Genomic DNA, 13,875 nt, shown 5'->3' with positions numbered 1-13,875 from the left:
AGCCAGTCGCTTATAGCTACGAACTGGCAGACCGCTTCCTCGCGCTGCCAATAAAATTGTGATGAAAGCACTACCTGAGGTCAGTCCATGAAACGCTCAACCAATAACCTCATCAATTCGATCGTGCTTTCTAGTGGTCTCGTTTTGTTTGCTATGCCTGTGTTCAGCGCTCTGCCACCTACCCAAGTTGGCAAATGCGCGGATACGTTTATTCAGAACGTTGGCGCTCGGCTGAGTGATGGTTCCACTGGTGCACCGATCGAGGGCAGCGGTACGAGTGTTACTCTCACTAACGGCATTTATCTAGTCTCGTATGACGAGGTTGCACCACTCAAAAATTCTAAAGTTGGAGAAAAGGTCAAACTTTGTTTACTCTCTTCCACGTAATTGTCCGCCTGGTGATAATCGTGGTCGCTTCTATAGCCTCTTCAATTACCGCACGCGCCAAACAGTGAAGCTACCAGATTCTCAGCATATGTGCGGTGGAGCCTAGACATTTATCGGTTCTCCTCACTCAGCTATTCTGGATTAGAGACTACAATGAGAGAATCATAAATATAACGTTTTGTAACGTGAATCCAATAAACTTACAGGAAATTTCACTCCAGCTAGAGAGCCTAAGCATGAAAGACCGAATGCTGGGGCTGGTCTCTCTGCGCCACGTTTCTGCTGAAGAGGCTGTACCACTGATCAAGAAAGTGCTGAACGATGAAAGCCTTCAGGTGCGATCGATGGCAGTGTTCGCATTAGGCTTGAAGCCGACGGCTGAGTGCTATCCGCTTTTAGTAGAGCTACTGACGAGCGAGGCTGATTACGGTATTCGAGCTGATGCCGCTGGAGCTTTAGGCTATTTGGAAGACCCACGGGCACTAGAGCCTTTAGTACACGCCTTTTATGAGGATACAGATTGGCTGGTGCGGTTTAGCGCAGCAGTATCACTAGGCAACCTGAAAGATCCGCGTGCGTACAATGCGCTCATTGAGGCGCTTGACAGTGACGAGGTGGTGCTGCATCAGGCTGCGATCGCAGCGTTAGGTGAAATCAAGGCAATCGATGCAGTTGACCATATCTTACGGTTTGCTCAATCGGATGATTGGTTAGTACGGCAACGTTTAGCTGAAGCGCTGGGTAATTTGCCCTCTCCTAAGAGTGTTTCTGCGTTGAAATATTTAGAAAAAGATAGTCATCGACATGTGTCTGAAGCTGCCCGACTTGGGCTACAAAGGCTAGAAGCGTAGCCGAGCCAAACTAAATTTCCGATTTCTTTAATAAGGGATCGAAAGCGCTAAGGCTCTTGAGTTAGCCAGGCGACGATCGCCTCTCTACTTACATCTAACCCTTTATAAACTAGTGAGTTTGATGGCATAGATTGCAACGCAGAAACGAGACTAGCGTTTAGTCTGGGATCTTGCTTGATAGCGTGGCAATCTCTAAAGTAGGTGCGAATGGTAAACAAGGCGGCGTCACAGTCTGGGAAGCCCCAAACAACCTGGCGCTCAATTCTGAGATAGAGTTGCGGTTGCTGTGGATTAAAGGCTCTGCCTTGCCAGGTATCGATCGCCACCCCAGCCGGTGGGACAGGATGATGGTTTAAGCGGGTGTCAGTGCTGAGTCCCCAGGCAAAGCGAACCGAGGGCTTGCGGGTAATCATCGTTTGCACGATCGCCTTTCCCCTCTGATTCATTGCCGTCATACCTGCAACAGGCGCATGAACGGTCGCAAACTCTCTGCCGATTTTTGCCTCGGCTGACCAATGATTGGGATAGCAGAGATGAATGGCGCTTATCCAGTGGTCGTCGTTCGATCGACTGACAACGGTTATATCGTCCTGCAACTGAGACGCGAGTGCGTCTAACGTAGAAACATAGGGTGGCTCAATCGGTTCTACTGCTTGCACCTGCTGTAGCCGGTATGCGGCATTCAGGTAAAATATCTCTCCGGTAAGCTGACTATAAACGCTCAAAGTGCCGCCGGTCTGAGATGTCAGTTGAAAGTGCTGAGGATGTTCCTGCACAAGGCGATGGACAATAAAGCGGGCGATCGCGCTTGCTACTGCATCGGTATAGTTGTGAGTCTGGTAATACTTGCTTAACTGCTCTGCCCGCGCCTGACGCTTCATCTGTCGATAATGAGCAAAGCTGCTATCAAACTGAAACACTTGTCGATCGACTGCCTCATTGCCAAAATCAGTGCCAAACTTCACCAGCCCTGGTTTTACCTCGTAGCGTCCATGCACCAGAGGAAAGTAGTACGCTGAATCGTTACAGACCTCAACGGGTGGCGCTCCTTGCAGTAGTCGATCAGTAGAAAAAGCCATACCAGCTATCATGTTTTATGGATCTCTTCCAGCAGCATCGCTTAGATATCACTGAAGCTGAAGCACCGCTGGCAGCACGGTTGCGCCCCCGCATACTGGATGAGTTTGTGGGGCAGGATGCGATCGTCGGTCCTGGACGACTGCTGCGACGAGCGATTCAAGCAGACCAGCTTTCTTCACTCATCTTCTATGGACCACCAGGCACGGGAAAAACAACGCTAGCGCGGATTATTGCCAACACTACACAGGCACATTTTATTGCGATTAATGCGGTGCTGTCAGGGGTGAAGGAGATTCGAGAGGCAATCGCTGCTGCCCAGGACAAACGCGGGATGTATGGTCAGCGAACCATTTTGTTCGTAGATGAAGTGCATCGGTTTAACAAAGCACAGCAAGATGCGCTCTTACCTTGGGTAGAAAATGGCACGGTGATTCTGATTGGAGCGACAACCGAGAATCCGTATTTTGAGGTGAATAAGGCACTGGTAAGTCGATCGCGGCTCTTCCAACTCAAGCCACTGGACGAACAAGACTTGCGAAATGTGGTGCAGCAGGCATTACAGGATGACGATCGCGGTTATGGCAAGCTCGACGTGCAGTTAGAGGACGCGGCGCTCGATCATCTGGTGAATGTCGCCAATGGCGATGCCCGCGCGCTGCTGAATGCGTTGGAACTGGCAGTTGAAACCACACCACCGGATGCAGCAGGCAGCATCCATGTCACCCTAGCGGTTGCGGAAGAATCAATTCAGCGCCGTGCTGTGCTGTATGACAAAGAAGGCGATGCTCACTTTGATACCATTAGCGCGTTCATTAAAAGTGTACGTGGGTCAGACCCCGATGCAGCGCTTTACTGGTTGGCACGGATGGTTTATGCCGGGGAAGATCCGCGCTTCATTTTTCGTCGGCTGCTGATTCTAGCAGGTGAAGATGTGGGGATGGCAGACCCTAACGCGATCACGATTGTCCATGCCTGTGCCGAGACCTTCGATCGCATTGGTTTACCCGAAGGTCGCTATCCACTGGCTCATGCCACGCTCTATTTAGCAACGGCTCCCAAATCCAACAGCGTTATGGGTTTTTTCGATGCGCTCTCAGCCGTCGAGCAAGAGCGGGAAGGCGATGTCCCTAATCCGCTTAAAGATGCCAATCGAGACAAAAAAGGCTTTGGGCATGGCGCAGGCTATCTCTATCCTCATGCCTACCGCGACCACTGGGTGGCACAGCAGTATTTGCCTAGCAGTCTGCAAGGTCAGGTCTTCTACCAACCGTCCGATCGCGGCTTTGAGTCGGCAATTCAGACGCAAGTGGCGCGACGCCGTGAAGCACAACTAGCAGCTTTGCTCGAAGGGACGAGTGTGGCACTGCCCGAAGTGCTAACCTTTGGACCTGTGGATTCGGCTCAGGAGCGTTGGCTCCTGCGCACACTAGGACAGGCAGGCGATCGCTTAGGAGAGGTGCGCGATCGCCTCTTTGCCCTCGCCGCCCCTCAACGTCATCATGTTGTGCTGGATCTCAACGCTGGCAGCGGTTTGCTGACCTGGGAAGCTATACGCCAGACTCCTGAAGGCAGCGTCATTGCCTGCGTTCGCACCACGACCGATGCCAACGCGATGACCCAGCAAGCTGCCGTTTTACCAGAACTCGCCCGCCCGCTCGTGCTGCAAACGTCCCTTGCTGAATTGCCAACAGCTCTAGAGGCACAAGCAAGCGACGTGCGGTTTGACCACATTATGGGGCGAAATGCACTTATGCGAGAAGTGGGTAAAGCCGGCATTGTGCGATCGCTTGCCAACTGGTTGCAACCCAACGGCACAGTCACTTTGGCGGAATCGATTCCCCATCAGGCACAGCGGCTTTACCAACTGCTTGATCCTGGTTGGCTGAGTGACAAGCTCTATCAGAAGCTGGTGAAAGCAGAAGAGGCGATCTACACTCAGCCCGACGATTCAATGGTGAACTGGGATGCGCCAGATCTACAAGCAATGTTTGAGACAGCTGGCTTTACGGTTGTGCTTCAGGTCGAACCGTTGTCTACAGAAATGCTCATCACGGCAGCACTGGTCGATCGCTGGTTCGCGGCCAACAGCATTCAACCCTCCTATGCTACTCACCTCTCGCACCACTTATCTCAAGCAGAACTTACAAAAGTGCGATCGGCGTTCACGCGCCTGGTGAATCAAGCTGTGAAGTGGCGCAGCACGATCGCGTTTGTCCAAGCTTATCGCTAGCGTCACAGTAGGCTAAGGAGGGTATACAAAGCCCGTATTACTGTTTATTCATGTCTATCGTTTGCATCAGTAAGCAGTCTGTACTCAACAAGGCTGCGTTTTTCCCTATCGACTACCAATTATTCCTGTACAGCACTTAGCTTCATATCACTTTTGCTGTCCGCACTCTTTCCAGGAGTAAGCCCACGCCGTCCTTCCATTTGAGAGCTACATAAAAATTGTTTCAGATGCAGTAAGTGTTCGTTATCGGGCAGTTGATCGAGCTTTTCGAGCGCCTCATCCAGCGATAAGTCTGACCGATAGAGCAAACGAAAGGCAGTTCTTAAGGTCTGAATCACTTGCCCTTCCTGTTCTGCCATCAACCCGGCACGTTTAAGACCGACCCGATTCAGCGATCGCACTCGAGCAGGCTGACCTTCTACCAGCATATAGGGCGGTATGTCGCAGGTAATTTGGTGCATGAATGCGACCATCACTAAGCGACCAATGCGAACAAACGGATAAACTTCACCGATGCCGCTGATAAATGCTCGCGATTCAACATGAACGTGTTCGCCCAGAATGACTGCATTGGCGATCACAACATTGTTCTCAATGACACATCCTTGAGCAATATGGATATACGCCATCAATAGATTGCGATCGCCAATCACCGTTACTTCATCTGCTCGATTTGATCGGCTGATCGTCACATATTCTCGAATTTGGTTGTCATCCCCAATTTTGACTAAACTGTTTGCGCTAGTCGTAATGGGGTCTTGTGGTTCAACACCGATCGCCGCACCCGGAAAAATATGGTTACGTGCGCCAATTTCAGTCCAACCGTCTAGCACAACATTGGGACCAATAACGGTTTCAGGACCCACTTTCACTTTCGCCCCAATTACAGCATGGGCTCCGACTTGCACAGTTGGATGCAATTCGGCATCAGGATGAATGGTCGCCGTTGGATGCAGCAAGGTAATCAAGAAAGCGCTCCTAATAAAAAGTTAGAGAGAAATGGTTGATTTCTATGGGGCAATCGACTGAGATTTTAGCTAAACGTTCATCCACTTCATCAATCTTCATTAATCTTTAGACTTTACGTTCTTTAGACTTTACGTGGAGAGGTTTAGTTTAAAGTGCCTTAAAACAGTTTGCAGTGCGTCAACCATCTATGTCTTAGCAATTCACTTAACGAGAAGCTAATAGTTAGGATTGTGCCCTGCTGTTGCTCATAAACAACCAGACGCTCTTGCAATAATCTTCGATCTATATAAAAAGATTCTCATCTTCAAGACCAGTAGGTGATAGCATCTCAGAGTATAAATTACCATGAAAAGATATGCTTGATGGGCGATTGGATCGCTGAACGATCGTCCCACAAGCCGGTTGACAGGGTGCAACTCAAAAAAAAAATTTAGCAAGGCATTGGGATTCAGGATTTAGGATTCAGAAAGACTTTGACAATTTACAGACCTATTACCTCTTAACTAATCAAAGGTACCAAAGCTGTATATAAGCAAGCGTGCTCCGGTTGAACAGATTAGCAAACCGGCTCATATGATGATTGCGTTTACTAGAGGACGATCGCTTGCAGGAGCACTGCTCATGGGGTAGGAACCACGTCTTTACAGAAAGTTGTGCTAGGCTTACGAATAAGGATTATTTTCGGCTGTGTGATTCGTCTTAGGAGCGTTTCTCCGGATCTAACTCTCTACACTTTCAGATTCGGGAGAGTCTCCATGTCAATCTATGTTGGCAATCTATCCTATGACGTTACTCAGGATGATCTTAGCCAAGCCTTTGCCGAGTATGGCGAGGTGAAGCGCGTACAGTTGCCGACAGACCGAGAAACAGGTCGTTTGCGAGGCTTTGCTTTTGTCGAAATGAGTACAGAAGTAGAAGAAACCGCCGCGATCGAAGCATTAGATGGTGCTGAATGGATGGGTCGTGCCCTGAAGGTTAATAAAGCGCGACCGCGTGAAGAGAGAGGATCGTCCGGCGGCAACTGGTCAAACAACAATCGCTCTTCTCGCTCCTATTAGGCTTAGAGACAGAGGCTTTCACTCTAAAGTCTTGAAGGCAGACAAGGAGTCTGCCTTTTTTGCTGATAGCTTGCTTATGTACAGCAAGCATTCAACAGTATTGAATTAATCTGTGCGGAGGTTGAATGACTCAAATTGTTCCGGGTGAAAGTGAAGGCATTGACTCAGCACTACGCCGCTTTAAGCGCGCTGTTTCCAAAGCAGGCATTTTCCCAGATATGCGTAAACACCGCCACTTTGAAACACCGATCGAAAAACGTAAGCGCAAAGCACTGGCTAAACACAAACAAGGCAAGCGGAGATTTAACCAATGACCGCTGAAGCGTCTTCTGTGCCTATCGATCATGTGATTTTAGAAGCGCTGCAACATGGAGACAAAAATCGTGGTCAGCTTTTTGATTTGACTGGTAAAAGCTATTCAGCGCTGGTTCCTGCCTTGCAGCATCTTAAGGACCAGAACCACATTGAAACGTATTTTGTTCCCACTGGGGACATATCTGTACTCACCTATCGTCTGCGCTCAAGCGCTGATTAATTTGTATGTCACCTCTTACTCTCAAAAACCCCATGAACACGAAAGAACTCATGAGCCGTTATTCGGCAGGACAAAGAGATTTTAGAAGCCTAAACCTAATGGCAGCTAACCTCAGGAACCTGAATCTAAGTGGTGCAAATTTGAGTGGTGCTAACTTAACCAAAGCGAACTTAACCCGCACAAATTTAAGCCATGCTAATCTCACAGATGCCATTCTTACGGGTGCAAATCTGACGGAAACAAATCTGACTAAAGCAAATTTAACTAATACAGACTTAAGTGATACAAACGTAAGTGAGGCAAATTTAAGCCATGCCTATTTACGTGGGGCAAGGATGGCTGATGGCGTTAGCCCTAGCGCTGTGGCAAATCATCTGAATGACTGAATTTATGCTTCCTCTAGTAAATAGCATAAAGTGATGCCTTAATAAATAAACTGTGTTGCACAGTAGCAGCAAACATCAGTCTCTATCGGTAAAGATATAAAAGCGTACGATCGACTTAATCGATCGTACGCTTTTACTTTAAACAATGCATTTAGAACAGTTCAAAAGAAATGGCAGAGCTGACGCTTTTGAATTTTCTGGTTCGCTTGACTGAGATTGCTCACGATGTTGGGCGTAAATCGGGCGAGCAGTTTTAGAAATACTGCGCTTAAAAAAGAGAACCATCACATGATGTAGCCACGTTAAGCTGAGTGACAAGAAATCCCAATCCTATTTAGGTTTCTACGGCTTGCGTTGCCAGTCCAGCTAGTGCCCCTGTCGTAGTTTTGCCAATAATGTAGAGATCGAGATTGATTTGACCCAGACGATAGACTGTTAAAGCATCAAGAGACTGCTTTAAGGTTTCGACAAGCGTCTGGTAGCGTTGGACAATTACTGTGGCTTCAGCGTTGTGCCAATCTTGTGCTTGGGTAGCGATCGCAAAAAAGTCATCCACTGCTTCGGTTTCAACAAGCGTATCTGGGGGGTGATTAGTCAATTGCAGCAAGTGTTCTGGCGTGAGGATGGGTAACTCGTCCTGCCAATAGACCACAGTGAAGGGGTAATCTGACTCGCTCATCCACTGCAAGCCTGCGATCGCTTCTTCCAAAGTGTTGATCAGTTCTGCATCGTTCATCCCTTTTTCCTCTTTCAATGCTCTTCTACCAAGCTCCGCGCACTTTCCATCCACCTCTGACCGATTGTGCTTTAGAGAAACGAGGGCGATCGTCGCTAGTGAAACGCCATGCGTTAAAACATCCACTCCAAGCCGATGCCCACGCGGCTATCGCTGCGAAACCGAGAATTTTGCTTCTGTAGATCGGTGGATAGACGCAGGTTATGTGTAAGGGCATAGCCGAAGGAAAGGGTCGTTAACCCAACTTCAGCTTCACTGCCAGGGGCAACCCAACTCTGTGTAAGGGCAAGATCAGCGGCACCCGTCCGTGATGGCACTAGTAGCAAGCGCAGACCCACGTGAACGCCATCAGTCGTGTAACGAGTGGTTGCCAAATGGCGATAGCCAATCACCGGAGCCACATTAATGATGCTACCTAAAGGACGAACGTAGTAACGCAAATCGGCTCCCCATGCTTCGCGGGTGCCATTAAATGCAGTCTGATAATCAGCACTGAGCGTCAAACCCGATCGCCCGACAAAGATATCCTCAATGCCAAGATGAACGCCTCCTGCCTGCCGAGTCGATGGAAACTGGGAATAGCCCAAACGCAAGCGCGTCCTAAAGCTAGGATCACGCCTGATGTCGGTCAGAACGTTGGGCACTTGCTTCAGCCAGCGTTGCAAAACGGGACTGCTTTCGGTTAGTGCTGGGTCAAGGTCAATCGGAATGGTAGCGGCAGGGTTTGGGGTCTGAGGGTTAGGGGTTGGGGCCGGTTGGGGCAGTGGGGTAGACTGTGATGTCGTAAGGTCAGAATGCTGTGGTCCTTCGACAGGTTGGGCAGTCGAAGGTTGAGTATTTAGCCTTGTAGTTGTTGAGTCTGTCCCTTGGTTCGCCATCAGTGATGCGACTAAACGGGTTGGCTGAGGCTCTTTACCAACTTCTGTGACCGCTGCTTCCTTCGATCGCTCTTTTGTTTCTACAGGTTCGAGCATCAACGGTGCAGCTTCAGGGTACTGACACCAGGCGGGAGCAGCGAAAAAAGCAAGACTCACTGCTAGTGAAAGTGTTTGAAGGTAGCAATGTGAGGTTAGTGAGTGCGATCGCAACAGGTTATCTCGGTTCATGAACACGTTGATACTGGCATACTTCAAAGCATTTCCACAAAAAAACGGCTTTGCACCTGTAAGTTGCAGGTTAGCAAAGCCGCTAAAACCAAGGACGAAAAAGCAATCTAACGAGCCGTTCCCTGTAAGGGGGCAGCGTCGATCGGCTTCATCAAATAAAGCCGGATGAGGTGCCACGCATTAGATGCATAGTAAGGTAGCTTTTGGAAGAACTGCACAACCTTTGGTGTACCAGCGCTGACGATCGCCGTTAGCTTGGCATTGTTCTGCACACACTGATCAAGACGCTGATAGAACTCAGGATTTTCTACATCCAGAACAACCGGAAAGACCTTTGCGGTGCTTTCGTTAGTTTTGTTAATCACGTGAATGTCATATTCGCGTGCATCCAAACCAAGCGCTTTGTAAAAGCCCGATCGCTGAATGTCGTTCAGGTACATCGTGGCAAAGACAGACAACAGAAAGAAGCGGCACCATAGCCTTGCCTTCCAGTCATTCAAGATCTGGGGCTGCGAGCGCATCATCGCATCAAAGAAATCACCGTGCCGATTTTCATCCTGGCACCAGTTTTCAAAGAAGCGGAAGATCGGATAAATTCGGTCTTCTGGATGTGCTTCGAGGTGACGATAAATTGTAATGTAGCGCCAGTAGCCAATCTTTTCAGACAGATAGGTGGCGTAAAAGATAAACTTTGGCTGAAAGAAGGTATAGCTGCGGCTCTTAGTCAAAAAGCCTAAATCCAGCTGGAGGTTAAAATCTGACATTGCCTTATTGAGGAAGCCTGCGTGTCGTGCTTCATCACGCGACATCAACGCAAAGCACTCTGCCAGCACGGGGTTCTTGCCTTTCAGCTTGCGCGCCAGTTCTTTGTAAAGCAAAAAGCCAGAAAACTCAGCCGTGCAAGAGCGTTCTAAGAACTCAACAAACAGTTGGCGCGTTTCCCCATCAATATGCTCCCAGGACTGGTCAAACTCAGTCGTACGGACAAAATGATGCCGATTGTAATCGACGCGGAACTCTTCCAGAATCGCCAGCAGTTCATCTTCATTGGGCGAAATATCCATCGCCGCCACTGCATCAAAATCGGTTGTATAAAACCGGGGCGTTAGAATCGTTTCCTTCGCAGGAACTTTTACTCCGGGGCGTATTTCTTCAAAGCCAGGCTTTTTAAGGGAATCTACCATGAGTCGTTTCGTTCTTTTTTCAGATTCTACATCGCAGGGATGGTGTGCTGAACCGCCGCAGTGCCTCACTCTTAAGACGAAAGCCAGTAACTGGCGCAACCGAGCTAAGAAGGAATTTGCTGAAGCCCAGCAGCGTACGAAACCACTACGATGATTACGTGGTCTAGTCTATCAAGGTAAACGGTGACAAAACGCGGCGATCGCGTTAAGACTTGCAACACACCATCAACTTTTGTAACCACTGAGTCATATCACACCGCTTACTGTGCCTGCTTCAGAGCAAAGTCTTTATGATCTAGAAGTGGGAACTTCCAAGCCTTGTAAACGTGAAGCACTGTGAGAACTGAAGCACTGTGAAAACGAACGCATCCCAACTAGGTATGAACAAAGCTGGTACGGCTTACATCCTTTGGCTCGGCTGCTTGCTCCAACTGCATGGTCTGCACCGTCTTTACAATGGCAAGATTTTGACCGGACTGTTGTGGATGTTCAGTTTTGGTCTCTTTGGCTTTGGGCAAGTCATTGATCTTCTGCTCATTCCCAATATGGTTGATGAACACAATACCAAACTCAGAGCGCGCCAGGGTTGGCTGCCCGACGGCTCTTTACCAACCCAACCTGTGATTCAGCGAGTCGTTACAGTTGATGCAAAGCCGGTGCCACCTCAGCCCATGCCAAATTCCTTGGTCGTTAAACTGCTAAAAGCAGCAGAAGCGAGAGGTGGTAATCTCTCTGTGACTCAAGGCGTGATGGAAACAGGGGCTAGCTTTGCTGAGGTTGAATCCACCTTGCTACAAATGGTGAGAACGGGCTACGTTGAAATCACTAATGATCCCAAAACTGGGGTTGTCACTTATGAATTCAAAGAGCTTTAAGAAAGACTTCTAAATGTGAGACTACAGAAGTCCAGCTCTATGTAGCCGTTCGTTTAGAACCTTTAATTTCTCACCAGCCATTTTTGAGCATTTAGCCGTTGCAGCGTCCAGAAAACCAGCAAGCCTAGATCAACCTTGCGCTCATCAATCCGAAAGGATTCCAGGGTGCTGGCTTTGCCACCGCTTTCTGCACAGGAAAAGCCCTTTTGTCCGTTAATCTTTTCGTCAAAGAAGTAAATGTTGAACTCTCGGGTTTGTCGATCGCCGTTGTACCATTGACCAATGACCTGCCAGCATTCTGGTGCCTGGGCAAAGCCGATAACGTTGATTTTGCGCTTTTCAAACGTGAGATCGACATTGGGAATCTCTTGTTTTGCCAAGCCTGCTTTTAGGGCGGGCAAATAATCCTGCTGAACAAAGTCAGCAAAAGGCTTATCTTCTAACGCAGGCGGCTTTTCTTTCTTTGCCTTTGCAGCAGGTTTAGCACCCTCTTCTCCTTCAGCCTCTGCTTTAGAGGGGCGTTTGGCGGCTGGTTTTTTGGTGGCTGTATCTGCCTCAGGGTGATCAGAAATAGCATCTGGTTTAGCGGCTTCTGGTTCCGGGGCATTTGCCGTTGGCATATCGGTTGTTTTAGCTTCAGCATTAGTCAGAGCTTGACCTTCGCTTTGGTTCGGCTCGGTTTGTTTTGGAGTTTCTTCTGCCATGCTTCAGGTCAATCCTTATTTCAAAGTTGCAGCGATCGCCGCGCGGTGTGAGGACAGTAGCTTAGAAATCTGGAGGTGTCGTAACAGAGAATATGAATTCTTTTCTGTAAGCTCCTTAAAGAAGGGGCAGCGCACTGTCGGCGTTTGATCACTTCCTGCGTTTTATCTTAGTGGAATGCAGAGTTAGGGGCTAGAGGAAATGTAAACCGTTAGCATAGAGTTTGTGGACAGTAAGCTGTGATCGATTTACCCGTGCCGCCATTACCTTCTCAGGCAGTTAGCCTTCATACGTTAGTGCAAGGGCAGGGTTTTCCCATTCTCTGTCTCCATGGTCATCCGGGTTCGGGGCAGAGCCTGTCCGTTTTTACAAAGCCGTTGTCTGCACGGTTCAAGACGATCGCGCCTGATTTGCGTGGCTATGGCAACAGTCACACTCAGACAGATTTTGTGATGACTGACCATTTGAGCGATTTAGAAGCGTTGCTCGATCGCCATCAAATTGATCGTTGTTTGGTCTTAGGTTGGTCGTTGGGTGGTATTTTAGCGCTTGAGTTGGCGTTGCGATCGCCCGAGCGAGTGAGCGGCTTGATTTTAGTTGCAACGGCAGCGCGTCCAAAAGGCAACCATCCAGCAATTACGTGGCAGGATAATGCTTATACAGGTATTGCATCGATCGTGAATTGGTTCCATCCTGGCTGGCAGTGGAATATTGACACCTTTGGACGGCGATCGCTGTATCGCTATTTGATTCAGCAACATACGCCTGCTGCCTATCACTATCTCGCTAAGGATGCTCTGCCTGCCTATCTGCAAACCTCCAAGCGGGCAACGCAAGCGCTTTTTACGGCTCTCCAGCGGGGTTACAATCGCCTTACTGATCTGTCTGCCATTCAGTGTCCTTGCCTGGTGCTTGCAGGTGCTGAAGACCGTCACATCACTGCTGCTTCCAGCCTGGAAACTGCCCAAGCCCTGCCTGATGCCGAGTACCATTGTTACCCTAACGCCGCGCACTTGTTCCCGTGGGAAATCCCTGACCTTGTGCAGGCAGACATTGATCGTTGGTTAGCGCAATACCCAACCGCGGTTACGCCTCGCGCAGGGTATGACGCTGCCTCTACCGCTTAACTAAGCTGTAAGGTGTTGTCAATGTGAACGAGCGATAAAGTGCTTCCGCACGATCTTGTTAGTTCAGCAAATGTTGTGGTTGTAGCGGTTTTAACTTGTCCTCATCAGACACAATACTTGAGGCATTTGCAAGCGATCGAAACTCTATCTCTTCTCATGGGGTGCTTCATAGCAATGCAAGAACCGTCGATCGCGCCATTACTCAAAGATTTGCAAAGTCCAGACGAATCAATTCGCGATCGCGCTACTCAAGCGCTTTGGCGCATCTGGTTCGAGCAGAAAGGGGTGCTTGGTTTCGAGACAATTCAACGCGCTCAGACCTTACTACAAGAAGGCAATAGTGCTGAAGCAGAGGCGACCCTGACAGCACTGGTGGAAGATCAACCTGATTTTGCCGAAGCCTGGAATCGTCGCGCCGTACTCTACTATACTCAGGGTCAATACCAGCAGGCGATCGCAGACTGCGAGACTGTCCTTCGCCTGAACCCGGTTCACTTTGGTGCTCTACATGGTTTGGGGTTATGCCACGCTGTTTTGGGTAACTATCCAGCGGCGATCGAGTCATTTCGCAAAGCAACAGCCATTCAGCCGTATGCCTTGGCAAATCAGCGATTGCTCCTGGAATGCACTATGCGTCTTGGGTAAGCGT

Annotated in this window: 17 protein-coding genes; 11 read left to right on the top strand and 6 right to left on the bottom strand. The window is 49.1% G+C overall.

The window, feature by feature from the left end; genetic code table 11:
* The first annotated feature begins 87 nt into the window (after positions 1 to 87).
* Together H6F76_RS22865 and H6F76_RS22860 are read left to right on the top strand one after the other, a co-directional pair.
* On the top strand, positions 88 to 387 hold the full coding sequence (locus tag H6F76_RS22865) for a hypothetical protein (RefSeq protein WP_199322316.1): 300 nt from the start codon (positions 88 to 90) through the stop codon (positions 385 to 387).
* A gap of 185 nt (positions 388 to 572) precedes the next feature.
* Positions 573 to 1,238: a HEAT repeat domain-containing protein gene (locus tag H6F76_RS22860; protein WP_190448703.1), complete on the top strand. Its 666-nt coding sequence runs from the start codon at positions 573 to 575 to the stop codon at positions 1,236 to 1,238.
* Positions 1,239 to 1,285: 47 nt separating this feature from the next.
* On the opposite strand, the gene H6F76_RS22855 is transcribed toward H6F76_RS22860, so the two are convergent.
* The gene (locus tag H6F76_RS22855; protein WP_190511752.1) at positions 1,286 to 2,317 is read right to left on the bottom strand and encodes a DUF3445 domain-containing protein; all 1,032 of its coding nucleotides are present in this window, start codon (positions 2,315 to 2,317) and stop codon (positions 1,286 to 1,288) included.
* Between the two features lie 17 nt (positions 2,318 to 2,334).
* Here H6F76_RS22855 and H6F76_RS22850 point away from each other — a divergent pair, with 17 nt between their 5' ends.
* Positions 2,335 to 4,548: an AAA family ATPase gene (locus tag H6F76_RS22850; protein WP_190511750.1), complete on the top strand. Its 2,214-nt coding sequence runs from the start codon at positions 2,335 to 2,337 to the stop codon at positions 4,546 to 4,548.
* A gap of 119 nt (positions 4,549 to 4,667) precedes the next feature.
* Here H6F76_RS22850 and lpxA read toward each other — a convergent pair whose 3' ends face one another.
* Positions 4,668 to 5,516, bottom strand: a complete 849-nt coding sequence (gene lpxA / locus H6F76_RS22845; protein ID WP_190511748.1) for an acyl-ACP--UDP-N-acetylglucosamine O-acyltransferase — start codon at positions 5,514 to 5,516, stop codon at positions 4,668 to 4,670.
* Between the two features lie 756 nt (positions 5,517 to 6,272).
* On the opposite strand from lpxA, the gene H6F76_RS22840 reads away from it, so the two are divergent.
* The 4 genes from H6F76_RS22840 (at position 6,273) to H6F76_RS22825 (ending at position 7,496) form a co-directional block, all read left to right on the top strand.
* Positions 6,273 to 6,575 carry an RNA-binding protein gene (locus H6F76_RS22840; protein WP_190448700.1) on the top strand — a complete coding sequence of 101 codons (303 nt, stop codon included), beginning with the start codon at positions 6,273 to 6,275 and terminating at the stop codon, positions 6,573 to 6,575.
* A gap of 125 nt (positions 6,576 to 6,700) precedes the next feature.
* Entirely contained in the window at positions 6,701 to 6,889 is a 189-nt protein-coding gene (gene rpsU, locus H6F76_RS22835; protein WP_190448699.1) for a 30S ribosomal protein S21, read from the top strand.
* A complete protein-coding gene (locus H6F76_RS22830) occupies positions 6,886 to 7,110 on the top strand; it encodes a hypothetical protein (protein ID WP_190511746.1) in 225 nt (74 codons plus the stop codon). The genes rpsU and H6F76_RS22830 overlap by 4 nt, the downstream gene beginning before the upstream one ends.
* 32 nt (positions 7,111 to 7,142) lie before the next feature.
* Entirely contained in the window at positions 7,143 to 7,496 is a 354-nt protein-coding gene (locus tag H6F76_RS22825; protein ID WP_190448697.1) for a pentapeptide repeat-containing protein, read from the top strand.
* 334 nt (positions 7,497 to 7,830) lie between these two features.
* Here H6F76_RS22825 and H6F76_RS22820 read toward each other — a convergent pair whose 3' ends face one another.
* The 3 genes from H6F76_RS22820 to acsF all read right to left on the bottom strand — a co-directional run bounded on the left by H6F76_RS22820 (position 7,831) and on the right by acsF (position 10,522).
* Entirely contained in the window at positions 7,831 to 8,358 is a 528-nt protein-coding gene (locus H6F76_RS22820) for a nuclease A inhibitor family protein (protein ID WP_199322314.1), read from the bottom strand.
* Positions 8,346 to 8,996 (bottom strand): hypothetical protein, encoded by a 651-nt coding sequence (locus H6F76_RS22815; RefSeq protein ID WP_190511853.1) that lies wholly within the window; start codon positions 8,994 to 8,996, stop codon positions 8,346 to 8,348. Before H6F76_RS22815 ends, H6F76_RS22820 begins: the two co-directional genes overlap by 13 nt.
* Before the next feature lie 449 nt (positions 8,997 to 9,445).
* Complete coding sequence (gene acsF, locus H6F76_RS22810; RefSeq protein WP_190511744.1) at positions 9,446 to 10,522, bottom strand: magnesium-protoporphyrin IX monomethyl ester (oxidative) cyclase; 1,077 nt, start codon at positions 10,520 to 10,522, stop codon at positions 9,446 to 9,448.
* Between acsF and H6F76_RS22805 the strand changes: the two genes are divergently transcribed.
* Together H6F76_RS22805 and H6F76_RS22800 are read left to right on the top strand one after the other, a co-directional pair.
* Entirely contained in the window at positions 10,521 to 10,676 is a 156-nt protein-coding gene (locus tag H6F76_RS22805) for a hypothetical protein (RefSeq protein WP_190511742.1), read from the top strand. The genes acsF and H6F76_RS22805 overlap by 2 nt on opposite strands.
* 226 nt (positions 10,677 to 10,902) lie before the next feature.
* Entirely contained in the window at positions 10,903 to 11,397 is a 495-nt protein-coding gene (locus H6F76_RS22800; RefSeq protein WP_190511851.1) for an NINE protein, read from the top strand.
* A gap of 62 nt (positions 11,398 to 11,459) precedes the next feature.
* On the opposite strand, the gene H6F76_RS22795 is transcribed toward H6F76_RS22800, so the two are convergent.
* Complete coding sequence (locus H6F76_RS22795) at positions 11,460 to 12,101, bottom strand: DUF2996 domain-containing protein (protein WP_190511741.1); 642 nt, start codon at positions 12,099 to 12,101, stop codon at positions 11,460 to 11,462.
* Positions 12,102 to 12,338: 237 nt separating this feature from the next.
* Between H6F76_RS22795 and H6F76_RS22790 the strand changes: the two genes are divergently transcribed.
* Positions 12,339 to 13,226: an alpha/beta hydrolase gene (locus tag H6F76_RS22790; RefSeq protein ID WP_347276095.1), complete on the top strand. Its 888-nt coding sequence runs from the start codon at positions 12,339 to 12,341 to the stop codon at positions 13,224 to 13,226.
* Positions 13,227 to 13,400: 174 nt separating this feature from the next.
* A complete protein-coding gene (locus H6F76_RS22785; RefSeq protein ID WP_190511847.1) occupies positions 13,401 to 13,871 on the top strand; it encodes a tetratricopeptide repeat protein in 471 nt (156 codons plus the stop codon).
* Positions 13,872 to 13,875: the final 4 nt, after the last annotated feature.

Origin of the sequence: Leptolyngbya sp. FACHB-321, assembly GCF_014695975.1 — a bacterium.
Lineage (GTDB): Bacteria > Cyanobacteriota > Cyanobacteriia > Leptolyngbyales > Leptolyngbyaceae > Stenomitos.
This window is presented reverse-complemented; position numbering and strand designations above follow the sequence as displayed.